The organism is Chryseobacterium arachidis, from assembly GCF_900129245.1.
Lineage (GTDB): Bacteria > Bacteroidota > Bacteroidia > Flavobacteriales > Weeksellaceae > Chryseobacterium > Chryseobacterium arachidis.
The window spans coordinates 48,463-68,023 of record NZ_FQUT01000014.1; the positions used below are offsets into that span (position 1 = coordinate 48,463).

Here is a 19,561-nt window from a genome sequence, read left to right on the forward strand (position 1 = left end):
GAAAGTTTTTTTCAGGATTTTTTCTGATCGATTTCTGTCAGTCTGAATTCTACAATACTCTTAATCAGATCCAAAGGAAGATCTTTATCCAGCGGAAACTGTACTGCTCCTTTTGAAAATTTATAGCCTTTCTCCATAAAATATTTTTCAAAAGTCTTAATACCTTCCGCTCCGGGATACAAACCTATATGTTTTTTATAACCTGCAAAATAAATCAGCGGTTTCTTTTTGTACCTGAAAGCCGGCATCTGATAGCCAATATATTCTTCAATATCAGAATTTTGGGCAAGGATAATTTTTCTTAATTCTTTCAGCTTCTCCTGTACTTCAGGAAATAAGAGAATGTATTCATCGATATTTTTAAACGTGTTTTTCATATTTAAAATTAATTATTTTCTAACACCTTTCAGCATTATGTTTGCCGTTCGTAGGAACCCCAGCAATAATTTTAAAGAAATACTATAATACTAAGCCCAGATTCCTACGGAATGATAAACATTGGGGTTAGGTTAAACTTCATAATTATCATTAGCTGAGTGAAACGCCTTTGCGACCGAAAAACATGCAGACTAATTAAAAAAATATCCTAGCGAACGTAGCGTTAAAATAAAAAGCGCTGAATAAATCAACGCTTTCTCCTTTCACTTTTTTACTTTTATCCCATTTATAGTCCCGGGAACAGGTTATATGAAAAAAGGTCGGGAAATCTTCCCAACCTTTATATTTATACTACTCCCTGAGCCAACATTGCCTCTGCTACTTTTACGAAGCCGGCAATATTTGCACCTTTTACGTAGTTTACATAGCCGTCTTCCTCTTTTCCGTAGTCTCTACAAGCTTTGTGAATCCCGATCATAATCTCTTTCAATCTTGCGTCTACCTCTTCAGAAGTCCAGTTCAGACGGATTGAGTTTTGAGTCATTTCAAGACCTGAAGTGGCAACACCTCCGGCGTTAGAAGCTTTCCCCGGAGAGAATAATACTTTATTGTCTAAGAAATAGTTGATGGCATCTAATGTTGAAGGCATATTTGCAGCTTCAGTCACACAAACACAACCATTTTCTACCAATACCTTAGCATCTTCAAGATCCAGTTCGTTTTGGGTTGCAGAAGGAATGGCAACATCACACTTCACTTCCCAAGGACGTTTCCCGGCAAAGAATTCTGCAGAAGGATATTTTTTAGCATAATCTTCAGCCCTGTTGTTTCCTGACGATCTTAACTCTAATAGATAATCGATTTTTTCTCCGTCGATTCCATCTTTATCGTAGATGTATCCGTCCGGTCCGGAAATAGTTACTACTTTTCCGCCCAGTTCATTTACTTTTTTGATAACTCCCCAAGCCACGTTTCCGAAACCTGAAACCGATACAATTTTATCTTTAAAAGTCTGTCCGATTGTTTTAAGCATCTGCTCTGCGAAATACACCACACCGTATCCTGTAGCTTCAGGACGGATTAATGAACCACCGTACGCAAGTCCTTTACCAGTCAATACACCAGTAAATTCGTTTCTGATTTTCTTATATTGTCCGAATAAATATCCGATTTCTCTGGCTCCAACACCGATATCTCCTGCAGGAACGTCTGTTTCAGGCCCGATATGCTTGCACATTTCCGTCATGAAAGCCTGGCAGAAACGCATTACTTCCATATCAGATTTTCCTTGCGGATCGAAGTCTGAACCACCTTTACCACCTCCCATCGGAAGTGTAGTCAATGAGTTTTTAAATACCTGCTCAAAAGCTAAAAATTTAAGAACCGAAAGGTTTACGGTAGGATGGAAACGAATTCCCCCTTTGTATGGCCCGATCGCAGAGTTCATCTGGATTCTGAAACCTCTGTTTACCTGGATTTCTCCTTTATCGTCAACCCATGGAACTCTGAAGATGATAATTCTTTCAGCTTCCGCCATTCTTTCCAGAAGTTTCATTCCTGTGTATTCCTTCTTCGTCATAATAAACGGAATCACGGTAACAGCAACTTCTTTTACTGCTTGTAAAAATTCTGGCTCGTTAGGGTTTTTTGCCTCAATTTTTGCTATAAATTCTTGTATTTTCTGGTCAATATTATATTGTTCCATATAATTAGGGTTGAATATTATCTCAACAAATTTAATTTTTTTTTCAAGATTCACAATAGCTGAATGAATGATTGTTGAAAATTTAATAATATAATGACTTAATATTATTAAATTAATAATTAAAGCATTAATTTTATTAAAAATTAAATGTTATGTTTAAAACAATGCAATATTAAGAAATCATTAAATATCATATTGCTAAAAATTGTCTCCCTGAAAATGATTTTACTTTCCCTAAAAGTTCCAATTCGAGAATTACCGGTAAAATTTTGTGTGAAGAAAGATCCGTTTTTTCAATAATATCATCTAAGCTGATCTGAGGATTTTCTGTAATAATCTTAAAGATTAACTCCTGACCGTCCGTAAGTTGAATAGCCACTTCACTGCGGGGAAATAATTCTTCTATTGTTGTACGGGGTTTATCAAGAGAGAGATTGTCTATAAGATCTTTAATCGTAGAAATTGCTGCTGCTTTATTCTGAAAAATAAGATGATTACAGCCCTGGCTTTGCTTATCGGTAATTTTTCCTGGCAAGGCAAACACCTCCCGATTGTACATATTGGCAAAAGTAGCGGTACTGATAGATCCGCCGCCAAATGCCGTTTCCACAACGATTGTGGAAGGAGAAATGCCGGCCACGACACGATTTCGCTGTATAAAATTTTCCCGGTCGGGCTTTCTTGATGAATTAAATTCCGTAAACAATGCACCGCCTTCTTCAAGAATTTTTTCTGATAATTTTCTGTTTTTGGCAGGATATAAAATATGAAATCCGTGCGCCAATACAGCAGCAGTTGGGATCTGATGACGAATTGACTGCTCGTGAACTTCTTTATCCACACCCAATGCCAGACCGCTTACGGAAATGTACTGACAGGATTTTGTCTCTTCAAAAAAATCGTGGATAAACTGCTTGCCGTAGGAAGTCATATTCCTTGTTCCGACAATACTTACTTTCTGTTTAGAATGATCAAAATGTCCTTTTTGATAAAGAATGGCCGGAGCATCATCGCATTCGTGCAGCAATTTTGGAAGTTGCTGAAGGTGTCTGAGATTAATTTCAACATTATGGTTTTCGCAGAATTTCAGCTCTTTTTCTGCAAATTTCAAATGCTCAGGATTTCCGATATCGGAAACCATTTTCTTTCCGAAGCCGTCGAGTTTTTTATATTCTTTTGGGACGTTTTCCCATGCATTTTTTGCATTTCCAAAGGTGCGGACAAGCTTATGGAAATTGATATCGCCTATTAGATTACATTCGCGCAAAGCGATCGAGTAAAGATGTTCTTCAGAATACATTTGTGTTGTTTTCACAAATGTAACAATTTTATGAATATTAATTCACTGTAAAATAATGTTTTAAATACTATTTCCCCCTCAATTCATCCAGACGATCCCAGATATCATCTTTCTTTTTATAAGGCAGCTCCAGGAAGTCATCCGGATGGTTTTCTTTGTATTCCTGCCAAAGTTTATCATCTTTTTCACTGTAATAATTAGGAAATTCCCAGATAAATTTCTTCTTTTTATCTCCTATTTTCTTAAACATAAAAGCCAGAATAATACCTACGACTCCACCTGCTAAATGCGCCTGCCAGGATATTTTACTCGGTTCTTCAAGATTAGAGAACAATTCTTCCGGCAACATCCCCCAAACCAGACTTCCGTAATATAAAACTACTAATAAAGAGATGGTCAGCAGCTTCATATTCCATTTAAAAACCCCGCTGAAAAAAAGAAAAAACGCCAATACATACACCACCCCACTCGCTCCGATGGTACAGGTATATAAATAATCTCCCGTCATAATATCAATCGGCGGAAGAAGCCACACCAGAAATCCTGTTGCCAGCCAGCCGATGATAAAGACCTTATTCGCCACCAAGGGGTAAAATTGATAAAGTAAAAACATCAGCACCGCAATCGGGATAGAGTTTCCGATAATATGATCCATGTTTCCATGTAAGAGAGGTGAAGTAATAATTCCCAACAGGCCTTCCGGCAACAATGGAATGATCGCCCCGAAACAGCTTTGAAAAAAGCCGTGCATCTGTAAGAAAAAGCCCAACCACATCGCTGCAAGCATTAGCGAAGGATAGATCATAGCTTTCTTGGAAATTACATTATTTTTAAACATAGTCTTTCAACGTCAAATGAAAAGCCAATGATAAATTTCGGAAAAAATGTCGATGAATCAATTGATTTACATTTTATTTCAGACAAAAAGTAATGATTCGCAGCGGTTACATCCCGAAATACGACTCTTTTGTCATTGAAACACATATAACAGCTTATTTTTTAATAATTGAGGTATTAAAATCGCTCTAAAAACACCATTTGTAAGGTTTAATTTTTTTTATTCAAATTTATATTTAATATTTTAGCGGTTGAAAATTTTGGAATCATGAAGAAGTTTTTATTCATTCTTTTATTTTATTTAGGTTTTTTCAGCCATGCGCAGGTAGTTATCATAGACACTGCTGCTGTACCCGTAGATACCATAAAACACTGGTCTGTTCTGGGAAAACAAGCTTTAATGTTTAATCAGGCAGCCTTTTCCAATTGGGTTGGCGGTGGTGCCAACAACGTGGGCTGGCTTGCCAGTGTGGATTATAATATTACCTACGAAAAAGACAATGATCTTTGGGAGAACATCATCCTTCTAAATTACGGACAAAATGATACGAAAGGGGTTGGCGTAAGGAAAACCCAGGACGTTATTAATATATCGACCAATTATGGAAGAAAATTCTTCAAAAGCTGGTACCTTTCTGTAGGTGCAGGATTACAATCGCAGTTTTCTGCCGGGTATGAAGACGGAAACAATCCCGAGGCAAAGAAAATCTCTAATTTTATGGCTCCGGGATATCTGAACGTCGGTATGGGTATCACATACAGGCCCAACGATAATGTAAATGTAACGTTGCGCCCTACCAACGCCAGATGGGCTTTTGTTTTGGATAAAGAACTTCAATTAGCAGGAAATTACGGTTTGAAGGCCGACGGAGACACTTCTTTGCTGCAGTTCGGTTTTCTGGGGACTGCTTATTATAAAGTAAAGCTAATGGAAAATGTGAACATTACCAACACGGCTTCTGTATTCTCGAATTATCTTGATCATCCGGAAAGGCTGGTTTTGGCCTATGGAATGGTTTTGAATTTAAAAGTTAATAAATTTATTTCCTCTAATATTACTGTAGATGTTCTTTACGATCATAATCAGATTAAGAGAACCCAGCTAAAACAGACGCTGGGAGTTGGCTTGGCATATACATTAAATAACGGTGTAAAACGTTCCGACAGAAAAGACAGCCAGTGGTGGATTAAAAAATAAGAAATTTCATAATGATAAAACTACCTCATAACAGAGGTAGTTTTTTATTTTGTATCGTCTTTATATGTAATATTTGTTTAAACTAAATGTGTTCTTTTTTCTTCTTAATTTACTTTAAACAAAATATCTAAGAGCCTGTTTAAATTTTAATTAATAAATTTTTATAGCTCTTTCTTAATTTTCTAAATTAAAATAAACTTTATTCTTTATTAACATTAAGCAATTCAGTCAATTAAGGTGTTTTTTGATTAAGAAATCAATAAATTGATTTTTATTAAGTTTTTTTAAGCTAAATACTCTTAATTTCTTAATGTTAAAAGCAAATTATAAATTTAAACAGACTCTAAGTCTTATGTATTTAAACAAAAAAGAGACTGTTTAAAAAAACAGCCTCAAGATAATTATTGAAAAAACTAAAACTACTGGGATCTATTGTATTATTTCTTAATAAATTTATTTCTGTACAATTTTCCGTCTTTTGTTTTTGAAACCACTAAGTAAGTTCCAGGAATAAGAGAGCTTACATTAATCGGTTCATTATACTGATGATCTTTTTTCTGCTGGATCAGCTTTCCGGACATATCAATAATGGAAACCTCAGCATATTTTTTGTCTGCTTCCCGTCCGATATATAAGAATTGTGAAGCAGGATTAGGATAAATACTTAAGCTGTTTTCTTTGGGCTTTACTTCTCCTGTCCCTAAAGTTTCGCAGAAATTCCAATTCCCGAAGTTCAATTTAATGAATGCAAAGTCTCCTAGAAATTCGCATTGATCCGGACAATATTCTGTACATGCATAAAATCCGTAATGTCCTGAATCCGTAGCCGTATAAGAATCTCCTGTTTCTCCAGCAATGATGCAAGGGTCTGACGGCGAAGCCGGAATGTTGGAAGGAACACATCTGAACCAGGTATGAACGCCATACACTTGCGGATAACCGTTGCTCAGTTGTACCGAAGCGCCGTTACACACATTATACTCACCGTTTACCTCTTCGAAAGTTCCCGGAGTAAAATCTGCCATCATAAACGGTAACCCGTACGCATATCCGTCTGCAAGGATCGGCGTGCTTTCTGCCACACAGTCTCCTTCCGTAACTTCAACTTTAAAATAATACAGCATATCCGCAGTCCCGTTAATCGTTAACGACTGAGAAGTTGCTCCCGAAACAGGCACCCATGGGTTTGGATTAGGAGTCTGCCAGTCCCATTCTTGCTTATACCATTGATAAGAACCATACGTTTGTGTGGTAGATAATGTTTCTGATTCTGTATTACAGAAAACTACTTTATCGGGAAACATAGCTCCCAGCCTTGGACTTGTAACGACAGGATCACATTGCTGTGCCTTCAGATTGATGATTCCTAAAAAAAGGATACTTAAAAAAATTAGTTTTGTTTTCATATGAAAAATATTTTGTGATTTGATATTAAATATTAGTCAAGCATGAGCCTGATTCCGAATTTCAGATTGAAATTCAGAGGTTTTTCTTTATAAATAGTATTTAAGGAGCTGTTGTCTTTAAAATGATATCCAACCCCCGGTTCTGCATAGATCCCGATATTCTTGATTATTTTTAATTGTAATCCCACAGCCGTATTTACAGATACCTGAACAGGTTTTTCGCTGATTTTCTCTTCTGTCTGATCTTTGGTAACACCCTCAACATTGTATTTTGTTTTAACATCTCCTGAAACCGCTTTTTCAATCATCCCGCCCCCGGTTACATATCCGGTAAAAGCTCCCTTTTGAATGACATTATAATTTACCTGCACCGGAATTCCGATATAATGAATATTCTGTTCACTGCTGATGAAATTGTTTCCGTTTCCAGAAGTAAGTTGTGCCGAAAGCTTTGTATAATTGATCCCCGTTCCTATTCCCCAACGCTTTCCTATATTATAATACACGGAAGCCCCAAATGTAATGGGAGTTTTATGCTTGATTGTGGCATCTACTTTTTTATCCTGATTCGCTAAAAGAATGGCCATCAAAGGATCTTCGCCCAATTCGGCAGTCCAGATTTCAGGAAGGATTGGCATTGTTCCGTTTAAAGTAGCATATCCCGGGAACTGGTCGGTAGAGTTTGAAGAAGCATTTCCTGTAAGTACCCCTACCGTCCAGGATTTTTTTATTTTGCTTCCAGCTAACTTCGCTTTTTTATCTTCCTCAAACTTTTCCTTCCATTCTCTTTCCTGTTTCGTCAGAAGCTCGTGAGTTTCCGACGTTTCATCTATCTTTTGTTGTCCTTCGACGGCATTCTTGATTTCTTCTTGTGCTAAATTATTTTCAGATAAACTTTCAGTTTTATTATTACTAAAATTCTGTGATTGGTTATCTTTTAAAATATCAGACGCAGAGTTTATGATCTTATCCAGAGGATTTATAAAAACATTGTTTGCAAAAACATGATTTGTATTTGTTTGATTATCAAAGTTTAAATCATTTTCTTTCTGAATAGAATTCTGCAAATCTTCATTCTTTTCTCTGATTATATTTGATACGATTTGATCCTTAAAAGACAAATCATCAGATTTTGTTTTGCCCTGCTGCGAATTTTCTGTTTCAGAGAATTCTTTTTTAAAATCAAAATCAATCAGCCTGCCCAGCATAAAAAATATGACAATAGCTGCCGCAACACTTCCAATACGGTAAAGAAGTGGTTTATAATTCGTCTTTGAAGAATTTTTAGACTGTGCTTTAAGATCCGTATTTACGATAGGAATTATTTTTTTGTCTTCTTCCTCCGTAAAAATCTCGTCCCTGATATTTTTCCACAATCCGTCAGGAACGTCTTCTGTGTGATCTTCCATCTTTTTGCGCAGATCATTCAACCAATCATTACTCATATTGCGCTGTTTTAGACATTTTATATTCTTTTATTTTCCGGGCAAGCATTGATTTTGCTCTGTGAAACTGTGAAGCCGAAGAGTTTTCTGCAATCCCCAGTATTTCCGCAATTTCTTTATGACTTTTCTCTTCAAATACATAGAGATTGAAAACCGCCCTATACCCTTCCGGCAGGGAACGAATCATCTCCATGATCTCTGCTTGAGAAATTTCTTCAAAATCAGGTTCTTCATCCGTTTCTGTATCTGCAATTTCCAGATCTTCTGCTGTTGTTTTAAAGTCAGAATTCTTTTTAATATGTTTTAAAGATTCATTCACCACAATTCTCGTCATCCATGCCCTTAAAGAACCATTTCCTCTGAATTCAAACGAATCAACGGAACGAAACATCTGGATAAAACTGTTCTGCAGAACATCATGAACGTCGTCACCATTGATAATATATCGTGAGCATACATAAGTAAGACTGCCTGAATAAGCCTCAAAAAGCTCTTTCCAAGCCGCTTCCTCCTTTTTCAGGAGGCGGTCTGCCAAAATCTGTTCCTTATCTATTTTCATTCACTGCTCGCAAGATTGTCCTACTGCCACTTGCCGGTACATGCAAAGATAGGCAGCCTCCCGTAAGAGGCTTATCCTATCTGACAAATAACCATTACTTTAATTCTTAAGACTGATCGGTATATCATATTTAATGGTCTGAAAAGGAGTCACATCCACTCCATCAATGGTTATTTTTTCTGCTTCCAACCCAAATCTCATCGACCAGTCGTATCCTACAAAAAAACCTTTTTGCTTAGCTGCCAACTTTACCACTGTATTTTTCATCACTCCGTCTACAGGAATCTGAAATGCCAAAACTTTAGGTTCAAAAGTCAATTCTACTACGTTCTGCTCTGCGTTTATTTTAGATTTGAAATTCAATTTATATTCAACTTTTCCGATGTGTGCCAAAGCAGTATCGGCTTTTACCGGATCCGTCACTACCGATTTTACAATTTCTCTTAACGGAAAATCCTTAAACGTGACGATGCTGTCTTTCGTAGCAAAATCAATAATTTTCTCATTATTTTTTCCTCCCTGGCTGGTAATCAGCCTTGCTCTATAGTTTCCGTTCACATCACTCAGCTTCACCGGAATCGGTTCATATCTTTCATCATTACATGAGATCAGGGAAAACCCTAAAAACACAATTACCGCCACTACAAACCCTTTAAGTACTGTTTGTTTCTTCATTATTTTTTAAATTTTTTGCATTAAACATTAATCCTTGAGTACTCACTTATATAAATCCTGTTTTTCAGAAATCTTGCACATGAATTAACAAAAATGTTTCATAAAATTCATAACTATTTGATTTTTAATAAGAAAAATTTTATATTTTAAAAGCATTCTTAGAACTTGTTTAAATTTTTTTAATAAATTTTTTTAGTTCTTTCTTAATTTTTTCTAATTAAAATAAACTTTGCTTTTTTCTATTAACATTAAGTAATTCAGTTGATTAAGATATGTTCAGTTAAGAAATCAAAAAATTGATTTTTATTAAGTTTTTTAAGCTAAATACTCTAATTTCTTAATGTTAAAAGTAAATTTAAACAGACTCTTAGTTTTAATATTTTAATACATTTGTTAAAACCTATTTTAAGATGAATTTCGAACAAATAAATTTGCATCTTGCTGCGTATAAAGAGAATAACCAGATCATTGATGCGGCAAAGTTTTTACTTTATTCTTTTGATCTTGAGCATGATAATTTTGCAGGATTCGGCTTTAGACCGGAACTTTCGGCAGATTCTCTGTTGTTAACAGCTGAAGGCGAACTGGGAAAACCACAAATGGTAATGATTCCCAAAAATTTGTTTGATTTTGATCTGAAATTAGTTTTAAATATGGTGGCTCACGAAATGCTTCATGTAAGGCAGAAAGCTCCCGGGCAGGTAATTGAAGACAAAAATGAGCGGGAATTTCAGGCGTATTATGAAATGCTTTACCATAAAGTTTTCCCACAGATTCCCGAACTTTCAGATTTCTATAAAATAGCCTTCGGAAGCAAAGCATTGGAATATTACAAAAGAATGGGCGAAAACTCTGAACTTCAACACAAATACGCAGAACAGAAAACAGAAGTAGAACAATTAATCAACTCATTATCATGACAATAAAACCCGAAATCTCATGGGCAGATTTTGAAAAACTGGATATAAGAACAGGAACCATCATTTCAGTAAACGATTTTGAAAAGGCCAGAAACCCATCCTACCAGTTAGAAATAGATTTTGGAGACTTGGGAATTAAAAAATCTTCGGCACAAATCACTTCATTGTATGGGAAAGAAGAGCTGATTGGGAAACAGATTTTAGCGGTTGTTAATTTTCCTAAAAAGCAGATTGCCAATTTCTTCAGCGAATGCCTGGTTTTGGGAGTTTATGGAGAAGACTCAAAGGATGTTACTCTTATAACGCCTTCATTATCTACAAAAAATGGGTTGCAAGTAGGATAGCTTATAATTTAATTCATATAAACAAATGATAAAAAACATCCCTTTAGAAAGAGTCTTATTCATAGATATAGAAACTGTTCCCGGTTTTGAATCCTGGGAAAGTTTATCTGAAACCGAGCAAATGCTTTGGGATAAAAAAACAAGATTTCAGAGAAAAGATGAAATTTCTGCAGAAGAATTTTACCCTGAACGGGCAGGAATTATGGCCGAATTCGGAAAAATAGTCTGCATTACCATCGGCATGCTTGAAAAGAACGACACTCTGAAAATTAAAAGCTTTGCTGATGATGATGAAAAGAAAATGTTGATGGAATTTGGGGAAATTTTTAACAGTCCGAGACTTCGGGATGTTATTCTTTGTGCTCACAACGGAAAAGAATTCGACTTCCCGTGGATTGCAAGAAGATATTTAATCAATGGCATTATGCCGCCTATTCCATTCCAGATGTTCGGAAAAAAGCCTTGGGAAATTCCGCATCTGGATACCATGGAACTGTGGAAATTCGGGGATTATAAAAGTTTTATCTCCCTGGAACTTCTGGCTCATGTTTTCGGAATCCCTACTCCGAAAGATGATATCGACGGCTCAATGGTTTCATCAATTTACTACATAGAGAAAGACTTGCAAAGAATAGTTGACTATTGTGAAAAAGATGTCTTAACTTTGGCAAATGTTTTCCGACGCATGCGTCAGGAAGATTTATTGAAAAGGTACATCAATTTAGATTAAAAAATGAAATTTACAGACGATCAGATTGCTGACATCGGTGAGGAAATCATCGGTGTTTTAAAAACTGTTTATGACCCGGAAATCCCCGTAGATATTTACGAGTTGGGACTGGTGTATGATGTTCAGATTTCCGATGATGCGGACGTTAAAATTATCATGACCCTTACAACTCCCAACTGCCCCGTTGCCGAAACACTGCCACAGGAGGTAAAAGATAAAGTGGCCGAAGTGGAAAATGTGAAAAGCGTTGATCTTGAGCTTACTTTTGAACCTAGCTGGAATAAAGACATGATGAGCGAAGAAGCTAAGTTCGAGCTTGGAATGCTGTAGCAACAAAGACAATTCGGAAACACAGTATTGTAAGACTTTCTAAAGCTGCAATACAATCAATAATAATTTAATATCACTATTAGATAATGGCTGTTCTATTCCGGAGCAGCTTTTTTTATTTCCGTTATTTCCCTATGCACAAAATAGTAAAATCACTGTTACATACATAGTTATGATACTCTAATTTTGGTTTCAGAAATCAACAGTATGAAAACAAATAAAGTAATTGTATCGTTTAAGAACGGAAGCGTTCACTGGAAATCAATGCTTTCAAAATATATTTCGAAGGCCTAAGCATTACAAAATAATCTTATAAAACTAATAACCAATTATATCCAAGCTTCCTGAGATCCGTTCTTCGGGAGCTTTTATATTTCTTTTGCAATTTCTTTCCCTTCCCTCCTGCCCCACTCGCTCCACGAACCAACATACAGATGGGGAATTTCAAAACCTGCATAATCTAATGCTAAAATGGTATGGCAAGCCGTAACACCCGAACCGCAGTGAATAATTAAATTTTTCGGTTTGCCTTCAAGAAACTTCGCATATTTTTCCTTCACTATTTCAGGGGAAAGAAAATGACCGTTTTCATCCAGATTTTCAGAAAAAGGAATATTGATCGCTCCAGGAATGTGTCCGGCAACTAAATCTATCGGCTCAGATTCTCCTTTATAACGATAAGCATCTCTTACATCAATCACCGTTGAATATTGGTTTGTTAATTCATTTTCAACACGTTCCAAAGACGAAACAGAAAGAAGCCAATTGTCTTTTTTAATACTTTCAGCTGTATCGAAAATTTCTTCACCCGAAGAAAATTCCAGATTCTGTTTTTCAGCATTCTGAAAACCACCATCCAAAACCTGAACATTTTTAAGACCAAAAGACCTCAGCATCCACCAGGCTCTTGCCGCCGCGTTGGAACCGTTTTTATCGTCATAAACAACAACATGAGAATCAATAGAAATTCCTAAATCGGAAAGTGTTTTTGCAAATTTTTCAAGACTTGGAAGCGGATGTCTTCCCCCAAAAGCTGCGTCTTCACCAATTTCAGCCAGATCTTTATCCAAATCAATAAACCTTGCCCCTTTGATATGCTTATTCAAATAATTTTGATGAACATTTTTCCCGACTCTTGCATCTAAAATGATGAGATTTTCGGTAGATTTTTTTTTAAGTTCAGATGGGGTAATTATTGGTGACATTTTGTTGGCTTTTTGCATAATTTAAAATATGTTTTGGCTAAAGCCAATTTGAACCTTGAAAAGTAAAGCGGGCTAAAGTCCGATCTTATTCACTAAAAATTAAAACCTCAGAGAATTTCTAAGGTTTTAAAATATTTTATTGATAAATGAAAATCATGGTCTGTACCAGATTTGGATGAAGACTTTTCGCAACCGGGCAATTATGTGCTGTTTCTTCTATAAAAGCTCTCTCCTTATCGGAAAACGAATCTGAAAACACAAAATTGCACACAATTTCGCCAATTCTTCTCGGTTCCCCTTTCATAATTTTTTGAAGAGTACAGTAAGCGCCGTCAATGTTGATATTTTTTTCTTTACCCAAAATCGCAATGGTGGTAAGTGCACATTCGGCTAAAGAAGTCGCACACAAATCCGTAGGTGAAAATTTTTCGCCTTTCCCATGATTATCTGTCGGAGCATCACTTTCAATAATGGTTCCGGATTGTAAATGCTCTGCGGAACATCTTAAATCACCTGTATATGTTATTTTTGAAGTCATTTTTATTTAATTTTAATTAAAAATTTAAAGAGACTATGTCTTAAAAATGAAAAATATCTTTCGCTTTGTTGTAAGAACTTTCGAAGTTTAGCAAATTCAGTTTATGCCCTGTTTTTTCTACACTCATAAAATTGATGACCTGCTCTGTCGGCATATTTCCTACCAAATCATCTTTTGCCATTGGGCAGCCGCCAATGCCCTTAATCGCACTGTCGAATCTTGTACAACCCTGATCATAGGCAGCCTTTAATTTTGAATAAGAATCTTCGTAACGGTTATGGAAATGCGCCCCGAAATTGATCTCAGAATATTTTGAAGGTATTTTATTAAATAAAAGAGAAATTGTTTCAGGCGTTGCAACTCCCGTTGTATCAGAAAGTAAGACATCCTTAATTCCAATTTCTGAAAACCGCTGAGCCCAGAAATCTACATCTTCCCATTTCCACATTTCTCCGTAAGGATTTCCGAAAGCCATAGAGAAATAAATATTCAGCTGCCTTTTTTCACTTTTTACAAGTTCAAACATCCTGATAATTTCATTAAAAGCTTCCTCCTGACTTTTATTGGTATTCCTATGCTGGAATGTTTCAGAGATCGAAAACGGAAAGCCGATAATATCCACCGACTGATGTTTTAATGCTTTTTCAGCTCCCCGGTAATTCGCAACAATCGCGGAAACCTTGGTTTTGGAACGGGATTTATCAATATTTTCGGCAACCTCAGCAGAGTCGGCCATTTGGGGAATTGCTTTCGGAGATACAAAACTTAGACAATCCAGTACATCAAAACCAACATCCATCAGAGAGTTGATATAATCTATTTTTTGGCCGGTCGGGATAAATTCTCCCCAACCCTGCATTGCATCACGCGGACATTCAGTAAGAAACATTTTTACTTTAGATTTTCTCAAATATAATAAAACTAAACAATTTAGTCTGTATAAGATGTAAATCTAACATTAATTTGATTCTCAAACATTTATATCCGATTTAAAATTTCAATACCTTATATTAGGTTTCAAATAAATAATTCGGAGCTTCAAAATTCTTAACTTTGCCAAAATTTATATCAATAATGAGCACGATAGAATTCAACCCATTGTGGAAAGAAAAACTACTGAACCGTTTTCTTAATTATGTAAAAATATATTCAACCAGCGATGCTGAAAGCGAAACAACTCCATCTACAGAAAGACAATGGGACATCGCCAACTATATTGTGGAAGAGCTGAAAACGATCGGTCTTGAAGAGGTTTCAATTGATGACAACGGTTACATTATGGGCTACGTTCCTTCAAATCTTGAAAGCAATGACAAGCCTACCATTGGGTTTATTTCGCATTATGATACTTCACCGGATTTCAGTGGCGAAAATGTAAAGCCACAGGTTTGGGAAAATTATGACGGGGGTGATCTGGTTTTAAATCAAACCACTGGATTTACTTTATCTCCATCAAAATTTGAAAGTTTAAAAAAATATATCGGTCAGACTTTAATTACGACTGACGGAAATACGCTTTTGGGAGCAGACGACAAAGCCGGTTGCGCGGAAATCGTGACGGCTGCGGAATATTTAATCGCTCACCCTGAAATAAAGCATGGAAGAATTGCTGTTGGATTCACACCTGATGAAGAAATCGGGAGAGGTGCACATAAATTTGATGTGGCAAAATTCGGAGCAGAATTCGCTTATACTATGGACGGTGGTGAAGTGGGAGAATTGGAATATGAAAACTTTAACGCAGCCGGCGCTGTGGTAAAAATCCATGGATTGAGTGTTCACCCGGGTTATGCGTACGGAAAAATGGTCAATGCTGTTCTTTTAGCTTCTGAATTTGCACAATCTCTTCCTGCAAATGAAACTCCGGCTACGACGAAAGGGTTTGACGGATTTTATCATTTAATGGATTTGAACGCGGATATCTCTGAAGCGAAATTGCAATACATCATCCGTGATCACGATGCTGAAAAGTTTGAGGCAAGAAAGAAATTCATGGAAGAAAAAGTTGCGGAATTTAATGCAAAACATGGTGAAGGAACTGCCGAAATTGAAATCAAAGAGCAATACAGAAACATGAAACAGCAGTTTGAAGGAAAAATGCACATCATTGATCTTGCGGCGGCGGCAATGAAAGAAGCGGGAATCGAGCCGAAAATTAAAGCCATCCGAGGGGGAACAGACGGCGCACAATTATCTTACATGGGACTTCCTTGTCCGAATATTTTTGCCGGAGGAATTAATTTCCATGGACCTTATGAATATGTTGCTTTAGAAAGTATGGAGAAGGCAATGGAGGTGATTTTAAATATTGCGAAAGCGTAAAAAACTATCTTTATATAAGCAAAAAAGGCTGTCTTTGAGGCAGTCTTTTTTATTTATGATAATCTAAAGTGATATTTATAGACATAAAAAATCGAATCATTTACAAATTAATTCTTAACTTTTGAGAATTAAAGGTCTTATTTTTGAAAACAAACTACAAAACAAAAAATTTAAAATGAAAAAGAGATTATATTCAGCGGCAGTGATTCTTTTATTTGGAATCGGTGTATCTGCACAAAAAACAAATTCAGTAAAGCAAGAGATAAAAAAAGATGCTAAAACCGTAGGTAAGGCTGCTAAAGATGGTGCAGAATGGACCGGCAAAACGGCTGAAAAAGGGTATGACGCCACAAAAAAAGGGGTAACAAACGCAACGAAATGGACTAAGAAAACAGCTAAGAAAGGAGCAAAAGCAGTAGATAAAACCTACAAGGATGTGAAAGCAGATATTAAAAAAGATTAATCACAGAAAAAACATATACTAAAAAACCACCGCCATTGCAGTGGTTTTTTTATTGATATCTAAAAATAATTTATCCTTGCTGATTACTCAAAAAAGCATCCCAACCCTGCGCCGTCAAAGCGATCAATTGATTCGAACCTCTTGCCACCATAAAATTTCCTTCTTCTTTTTCAACCGCATGCCCGATAATTGTAAAATCCGGGTGGTTTTTAATTTTATCAAAATCATTGGGAGAAATTGTGAATAACAATTCGTAATCTTCTCCTCCACTTAACGCAGCCATAACAGGATTTAAATTGAATTCATCGGCTGTAGTGATCGTTAAATTATCCATCGGAACTTTCTCTTCGTACAATCTGAAACCAACATTTGACTGATCAGAAAGATGTAAAATTTCAGAAGCCAAACCGTCGGAAATATCGATCATAGAAGTTGGTTTAATATCTAATTGTTCCAAAATTCCTTTCACATCAGTTCTTGCTTCAGGCTTCAGCTGTTTTTCCAAAATATAGTCGTAGCCTTCCATTTCGGGCTGCATATTGGGATCAGCAAGGAAAACGGCATGTTCTCTTTCCAGAATCTGAAGTCCCATATAAGCACCTCCCAAATCACCAGTTACCACGAGTAAGTCGTTTGGCTTTGCCGTACTTCTTTTCACAATATTTTCTTCGTTTTCAATTCCGACAGCCGTGATGCTCATAACCAAACCTGCATTGGAACTCGTTGTATCTCCACCGATTAAGTCTACTTTATATCTTCCGCAGGCCGCCTGAATTCCGGCATAAATTTCCTCTAACGCCTCCACAGGAAAACGATTGGAAACCGCCAGAGAAACTAAAATCTGAGTCGGCGTTGCATTCATTGCAGCAATATCACTAAGATTCACAACAACAGCCTTATAGCCTAAATGTTTCAACGGAACATATCCCAAATTGAAATGTACACCTTCCGCCAAAACATCCGTCGTTAAAACAACTTTTTTATTTTCAGGATTAATAACCGCCGCATCATCTCCTACTCCAAGCTCCGAAGACGCATTGGATAAAGGAAAATGCTCTGTTAAATGTTTAATTAACCCAAATTCTCCCAATTTCGAAATCGGCGTTAATTCCTGTTCTTTATCTTCAAACATATCTTTTAATTATAAGTAATAATAAGTAATGTTTTAACTTTAAACTCAAAAGATTAAACTTAAAACCATTTTTAATTAAATACCGCCGGATCAATATTTTCCGGACGGAAAGGCAATTTTTTGAAATCCTCTCTCGTTAAAACCACTGTATTTGGAGTTTTATATTTATTGATCGCTTCTACCACATCATCCGGCGGTGTCGTCATTTTTCTCAACATGGTATCGATCCATACTCCTGTAGCTTCAGAAGTTGCACAATGCTCGCCTTCAGGAGTATAAAATTTGTGAACGAAACGATAAATAGAACAATCTTCCGCACAAGCATCAACTTCAAGACTTACAATTACCGTCTGATCTGCAAAAATTTCCTTGAAAAAAGAAAATCTCTCGTGCATGATCACAGGACCGATTCCCCATCGGCTCATCTGAGTAACGCCCATTTTTTCAAGCTTCATAAAAGCCATTCTCGTCTGAGCACAATATTGAACGTAAGATGAATTTGCTAAATGTTTGTTGGCATCCAAATCGCTCCAACGAACTTCGAATTTATGGTAGAATATCATTTAAATTTTGTTTTATATGAACTTTAATCTTAAGTCACAAAAGTTTTTTAACATTTTAGAGCAAATAAGTCAAAACAAATTGCCAGAAGTTCACATAAGAAAAAAATCAAAGATTTTCAAAAACTAATGTGTCCTTTTTTACTGTTAAAAGGCAACTCAAAAAAGCTTTTATGACTTTTGTGGTTGATAATTTTTCGGCATTGTTATTCAAAAAATTATATTCCTCAAAATTACTCAAATAAGATGGTTTATAAAAATTGTAGTTTTGCAAAAATAATCTTGAGCATAAGATTAATAACATTATGAAACAAATTATCATTATCGGAGGCGGTGCAGCAGGCTTTTTCTGTGCATCCAACCTAGACGAAACAAAATATAAAATCACCATTCTCGAACAGAATTCGGATGTTCTTCAGAAAGTAAAAATTTCCGGAGGCGGTCGTTGCAATGTGACTCACGCTTGCTTCGATCCGAGAGAACTGGTTCAGTTTTATCCTCGTGGAAACAAGGAATTATTAAGTGTTTTTACTAAATTTCAGCCGGGAGACACGATGGATTGGTTCGATCAACGTAAAGTTTCATTAAAAATAGAAAACGACAACAGAATTTTCCCGGAAAGCAATTCTTCACAGACGATTATCAACACTTTTTTAAATGAAATTCAGAAGAAAAATGTTGAAGTAAAGACAAAATGTTCCGTTAAGGAAATTGAAAAACTAAATGAAAAATATTTAGTTAAAGCCAGTTTAGGTGATTTTGAAGCTGATTTTGTGATTTATACCACCGGAAGCTCCCCAAAATCATTAAAAATGATCGAAAATTTAGGTCATAAAATTGTTGATCTCGTTCCTTCTCTTTTTACCTTTAATATTAAAGATGATTTGTTGAAAGATATTGCGGGAACAAGTTTTGAAATGGCAGAAACATCCATTCCAAAGCTGAAAACGGAGGAAAGCGGACCGATGATTATTACGCATTGGGGACTTTCCGGCCCTGCCATTTTGAAAATTTCGGCTTGGGAAGCGATTAATCTGGCGAAAGTAAAATATAATTTTGAAATTGTAGTTAATTTCATTTCAAAATCAATTAATGATGCGGAAGAATTATTTCAGAATTTCAAGCAATCAAATCCGAAGAAAACCATCGGACAGTCGAAAATATTTGAGGTGACGAATCGTTTTTGGCAGAGAATTTTAGACGTTTCAAAAATTGATTTGAATAAACAGGTTGCACAGATTTCAGGAAGGGAAATGCAGACGATTCTTGAAAATTTATGCAAAAAAAAATTCAACGTCACCGGAAAATCGACTTTTAAAGATGAATTTGTAACTGCAGGAGGTGTTGATTTAAAAGAAATTAATTTTAAAAATATGTCTTCGAAAATTTTGCCTAACTTTTACGTTGCCGGAGAAGTCCTGAATATTGACGCTGTGACGGGTGGTTTTAATTTTCAGGCTTGCTGGAGTGAAGCCTGGCTGATTGCACAGGATTTGAATAACTTGTCATAAAAA

21 protein-coding genes are annotated in these 19,561 nt (G+C 36.0%); 8 read left to right on the forward strand and 13 right to left on the reverse strand.

The annotated features are described in order from the left end of the window. Window positions 1–11: 11 nt before the first annotated feature. The 4 genes from BUA89_RS18825 to BUA89_RS18840 form a co-directional block, all read right to left on the reverse strand. Window positions 12–377, reverse strand: a complete 366-nt coding sequence (locus BUA89_RS18825; RefSeq protein WP_178362476.1) for an iron chaperone — start codon at window positions 375–377, stop codon at window positions 12–14. Between the two features lie 347 nt (window positions 378–724). Continuing rightward, window positions 725–2,083: an NADP-specific glutamate dehydrogenase gene (gdhA, locus tag BUA89_RS18830; RefSeq protein ID WP_072962218.1), complete on the reverse strand. Its 1,359-nt coding sequence runs from the start codon at window positions 2,081–2,083 to the stop codon at window positions 725–727. A 190-nt stretch (window positions 2,084–2,273) separates the two neighbouring features. Next, window positions 2,274–3,383 (reverse strand): DNA-processing protein DprA, encoded by a 1,110-nt coding sequence (dprA, locus tag BUA89_RS18835; RefSeq protein WP_072962222.1) that lies wholly within the window; start codon window positions 3,381–3,383, stop codon window positions 2,274–2,276. A gap of 67 nt (window positions 3,384–3,450) precedes the next feature. Next, window positions 3,451–4,221: a rhomboid family intramembrane serine protease gene (locus BUA89_RS18840; protein ID WP_072962225.1), complete on the reverse strand. Its 771-nt coding sequence runs from the start codon at window positions 4,219–4,221 to the stop codon at window positions 3,451–3,453. A 267-nt stretch (window positions 4,222–4,488) separates the two neighbouring features. On the opposite strand from BUA89_RS18840, the gene BUA89_RS18845 reads away from it, so the two are divergent. Further along, complete coding sequence (locus BUA89_RS18845) at window positions 4,489–5,418, forward strand: DUF3078 domain-containing protein (RefSeq protein WP_072962228.1); 930 nt, start codon at window positions 4,489–4,491, stop codon at window positions 5,416–5,418. A 437-nt stretch (window positions 5,419–5,855) separates the two neighbouring features. Here BUA89_RS18845 and BUA89_RS18850 read toward each other — a convergent pair whose 3' ends face one another. The 4 genes from BUA89_RS18850 to BUA89_RS18865 form a co-directional block, all read right to left on the reverse strand. Beyond that, complete coding sequence (locus BUA89_RS18850) at window positions 5,856–6,824, reverse strand: T9SS type A sorting domain-containing protein (RefSeq protein WP_072962231.1); 969 nt, start codon at window positions 6,822–6,824, stop codon at window positions 5,856–5,858. A gap of 32 nt (window positions 6,825–6,856) precedes the next feature. After that, entirely contained in the window at window positions 6,857–8,269 is a 1,413-nt protein-coding gene (locus BUA89_RS18855) for an outer membrane beta-barrel protein (protein WP_072962234.1), read from the reverse strand. Beyond that, window positions 8,262–8,828: an RNA polymerase sigma factor gene (locus BUA89_RS18860; protein WP_072962238.1), complete on the reverse strand. Its 567-nt coding sequence runs from the start codon at window positions 8,826–8,828 to the stop codon at window positions 8,262–8,264. The genes BUA89_RS18855 and BUA89_RS18860 overlap by 8 nt, the downstream gene beginning before the upstream one ends. A gap of 99 nt (window positions 8,829–8,927) precedes the next feature. Further along, window positions 8,928–9,503, reverse strand: coding sequence for a DUF4840 domain-containing protein (locus BUA89_RS18865; protein ID WP_072962242.1), 576 nt, complete (start codon window positions 9,501–9,503; stop codon window positions 8,928–8,930). Between the two features lie 410 nt (window positions 9,504–9,913). On the opposite strand from BUA89_RS18865, the gene BUA89_RS18870 reads away from it, so the two are divergent. From BUA89_RS18870 to BUA89_RS18885, 4 genes are read left to right on the forward strand one after another with little or no spacing between them, the layout of a single operon-like run. After that, complete coding sequence (locus BUA89_RS18870) at window positions 9,914–10,423, forward strand: hypothetical protein (RefSeq protein ID WP_072962245.1); 510 nt, start codon at window positions 9,914–9,916, stop codon at window positions 10,421–10,423. Continuing rightward, window positions 10,420–10,767, forward strand: a complete 348-nt coding sequence (locus BUA89_RS18875) for a tRNA-binding protein (protein WP_072962249.1) — start codon at window positions 10,420–10,422, stop codon at window positions 10,765–10,767. Before BUA89_RS18870 ends, BUA89_RS18875 begins: the two co-directional genes overlap by 4 nt. A gap of 25 nt (window positions 10,768–10,792) precedes the next feature. Further along, window positions 10,793–11,497 (forward strand): ribonuclease H-like domain-containing protein, encoded by a 705-nt coding sequence (locus BUA89_RS18880; RefSeq protein WP_072962254.1) that lies wholly within the window; start codon window positions 10,793–10,795, stop codon window positions 11,495–11,497. Window positions 11,498–11,500: 3 nt separating this feature from the next. Beyond that, window positions 11,501–11,827, forward strand: a complete 327-nt coding sequence (locus BUA89_RS18885; RefSeq protein WP_072962257.1) for an SUF system Fe-S cluster assembly protein — start codon at window positions 11,501–11,503, stop codon at window positions 11,825–11,827. Between the two features lie 368 nt (window positions 11,828–12,195). On the opposite strand, the gene BUA89_RS18890 is transcribed toward BUA89_RS18885, so the two are convergent. The 3 genes from BUA89_RS18890 to BUA89_RS18900 form a co-directional block, all read right to left on the reverse strand. Continuing rightward, window positions 12,196–13,032 (reverse strand): sulfurtransferase, encoded by an 837-nt coding sequence (locus tag BUA89_RS18890; RefSeq protein ID WP_072962446.1) that lies wholly within the window; start codon window positions 13,030–13,032, stop codon window positions 12,196–12,198. Window positions 13,033–13,168: 136 nt separating this feature from the next. Then, a complete protein-coding gene (locus BUA89_RS18895) occupies window positions 13,169–13,570 on the reverse strand; it encodes an OsmC family protein (protein ID WP_072962260.1) in 402 nt (133 codons plus the stop codon). Window positions 13,571–13,610: 40 nt separating this feature from the next. Further along, window positions 13,611–14,459 (reverse strand): hydroxymethylglutaryl-CoA lyase, encoded by an 849-nt coding sequence (locus BUA89_RS18900; RefSeq protein ID WP_072962264.1) that lies wholly within the window; start codon window positions 14,457–14,459, stop codon window positions 13,611–13,613. Between the two features lie 185 nt (window positions 14,460–14,644). Between BUA89_RS18900 and pepT the strand changes: the two genes are divergently transcribed. Both pepT and BUA89_RS18910 read left to right on the forward strand, forming a co-directional pair. Next, the gene (gene pepT, locus BUA89_RS18905; protein WP_072962267.1) at window positions 14,645–15,892 is read left to right on the forward strand and encodes a peptidase T; all 1,248 of its coding nucleotides are present in this window, start codon (window positions 14,645–14,647) and stop codon (window positions 15,890–15,892) included. Between the two features lie 175 nt (window positions 15,893–16,067). Next, entirely contained in the window at window positions 16,068–16,355 is a 288-nt protein-coding gene (locus tag BUA89_RS18910) for a hypothetical protein (RefSeq protein WP_143152401.1), read from the forward strand. A 70-nt stretch (window positions 16,356–16,425) separates the two neighbouring features. Here the strand turns inward: BUA89_RS18910 and thiL are convergent, their stop codons facing one another. Next, window positions 16,426–17,487, reverse strand: coding sequence for a thiamine-phosphate kinase (gene thiL, locus BUA89_RS18915; protein ID WP_072962274.1), 1,062 nt, complete (start codon window positions 17,485–17,487; stop codon window positions 16,426–16,428). Between the two features lie 71 nt (window positions 17,488–17,558). Next, the gene (locus tag BUA89_RS18920) at window positions 17,559–18,050 is read right to left on the reverse strand and encodes an acyl-CoA thioesterase (RefSeq protein ID WP_072962278.1); all 492 of its coding nucleotides are present in this window, start codon (window positions 18,048–18,050) and stop codon (window positions 17,559–17,561) included. 302 nt (window positions 18,051–18,352) lie between these two features. On the opposite strand from BUA89_RS18920, the gene BUA89_RS18930 reads away from it, so the two are divergent. Beyond that, entirely contained in the window at window positions 18,353–19,558 is a 1,206-nt protein-coding gene (locus tag BUA89_RS18930; protein ID WP_072962284.1) for a BaiN/RdsA family NAD(P)/FAD-dependent oxidoreductase, read from the forward strand. Window positions 19,559–19,561: the final 3 nt, after the last annotated feature.

Excerpts from the sequence above, each read along its gene's own strand:
- BUA89_RS18825 (WP_178362476.1), bottom strand. The coding sequence starts at position 377 with ATGAAAAACACGTTTAAAAATATCGATGAATACATTCTCTTATTTCCT.
- gdhA (WP_072962218.1), bottom strand. The coding sequence starts at position 2,083 with ATGGAACAATATAATATTGACCAGAAAATACAAGAATTTATAGCAAAA.
- dprA (WP_072962222.1), bottom strand. The coding sequence starts at position 3,383 with ATGTATTCTGAAGAACATCTTTACTCGATCGCTTTGCGCGAATGTAAT.
- BUA89_RS18840 (WP_072962225.1), bottom strand. The coding sequence starts at position 4,221 with ATGTTTAAAAATAATGTAATTTCCAAGAAAGCTATGATCTATCCTTCG.
- BUA89_RS18845 (WP_072962228.1), top strand. The coding sequence starts at position 4,489 with ATGAAGAAGTTTTTATTCATTCTTTTATTTTATTTAGGTTTTTTCAGC.
- BUA89_RS18850 (WP_072962231.1), bottom strand. The coding sequence starts at position 6,824 with ATGAAAACAAAACTAATTTTTTTAAGTATCCTTTTTTTAGGAATCATC.
- BUA89_RS18855 (WP_072962234.1), bottom strand. The coding sequence starts at position 8,269 with ATGAGTAATGATTGGTTGAATGATCTGCGCAAAAAGATGGAAGATCAC.
- BUA89_RS18860 (WP_072962238.1), bottom strand. The coding sequence starts at position 8,828 with ATGAAAATAGATAAGGAACAGATTTTGGCAGACCGCCTCCTGAAAAAG.
- BUA89_RS18865 (WP_072962242.1), bottom strand. The coding sequence starts at position 9,503 with ATGAAGAAACAAACAGTACTTAAAGGGTTTGTAGTGGCGGTAATTGTG.
- BUA89_RS18870 (WP_072962245.1), top strand. The coding sequence starts at position 9,914 with ATGAATTTCGAACAAATAAATTTGCATCTTGCTGCGTATAAAGAGAAT.
- BUA89_RS18875 (WP_072962249.1), top strand. The coding sequence starts at position 10,420 with ATGACAATAAAACCCGAAATCTCATGGGCAGATTTTGAAAAACTGGAT.
- BUA89_RS18880 (WP_072962254.1), top strand. The coding sequence starts at position 10,793 with ATGATAAAAAACATCCCTTTAGAAAGAGTCTTATTCATAGATATAGAA.
- BUA89_RS18885 (WP_072962257.1), top strand. The coding sequence starts at position 11,501 with ATGAAATTTACAGACGATCAGATTGCTGACATCGGTGAGGAAATCATC.
- BUA89_RS18890 (WP_072962446.1), bottom strand. The coding sequence starts at position 13,032 with ATGTCACCAATAATTACCCCATCTGAACTTAAAAAAAAATCTACCGAA.
- BUA89_RS18895 (WP_072962260.1), bottom strand. The coding sequence starts at position 13,570 with ATGACTTCAAAAATAACATATACAGGTGATTTAAGATGTTCCGCAGAG.
- BUA89_RS18900 (WP_072962264.1), bottom strand. The coding sequence starts at position 14,459 with ATGTTTCTTACTGAATGTCCGCGTGATGCAATGCAGGGTTGGGGAGAA.
- pepT (WP_072962267.1), top strand. The coding sequence starts at position 14,645 with ATGAGCACGATAGAATTCAACCCATTGTGGAAAGAAAAACTACTGAAC.
- BUA89_RS18910 (WP_143152401.1), top strand. The coding sequence starts at position 16,068 with ATGAAAAAGAGATTATATTCAGCGGCAGTGATTCTTTTATTTGGAATC.
- thiL (WP_072962274.1), bottom strand. The coding sequence starts at position 17,487 with ATGTTTGAAGATAAAGAACAGGAATTAACGCCGATTTCGAAATTGGGA.
- BUA89_RS18920 (WP_072962278.1), bottom strand. The coding sequence starts at position 18,050 with ATGATATTCTACCATAAATTCGAAGTTCGTTGGAGCGATTTGGATGCC.
- BUA89_RS18930 (WP_072962284.1), top strand. The coding sequence starts at position 18,353 with ATGAAACAAATTATCATTATCGGAGGCGGTGCAGCAGGCTTTTTCTGT.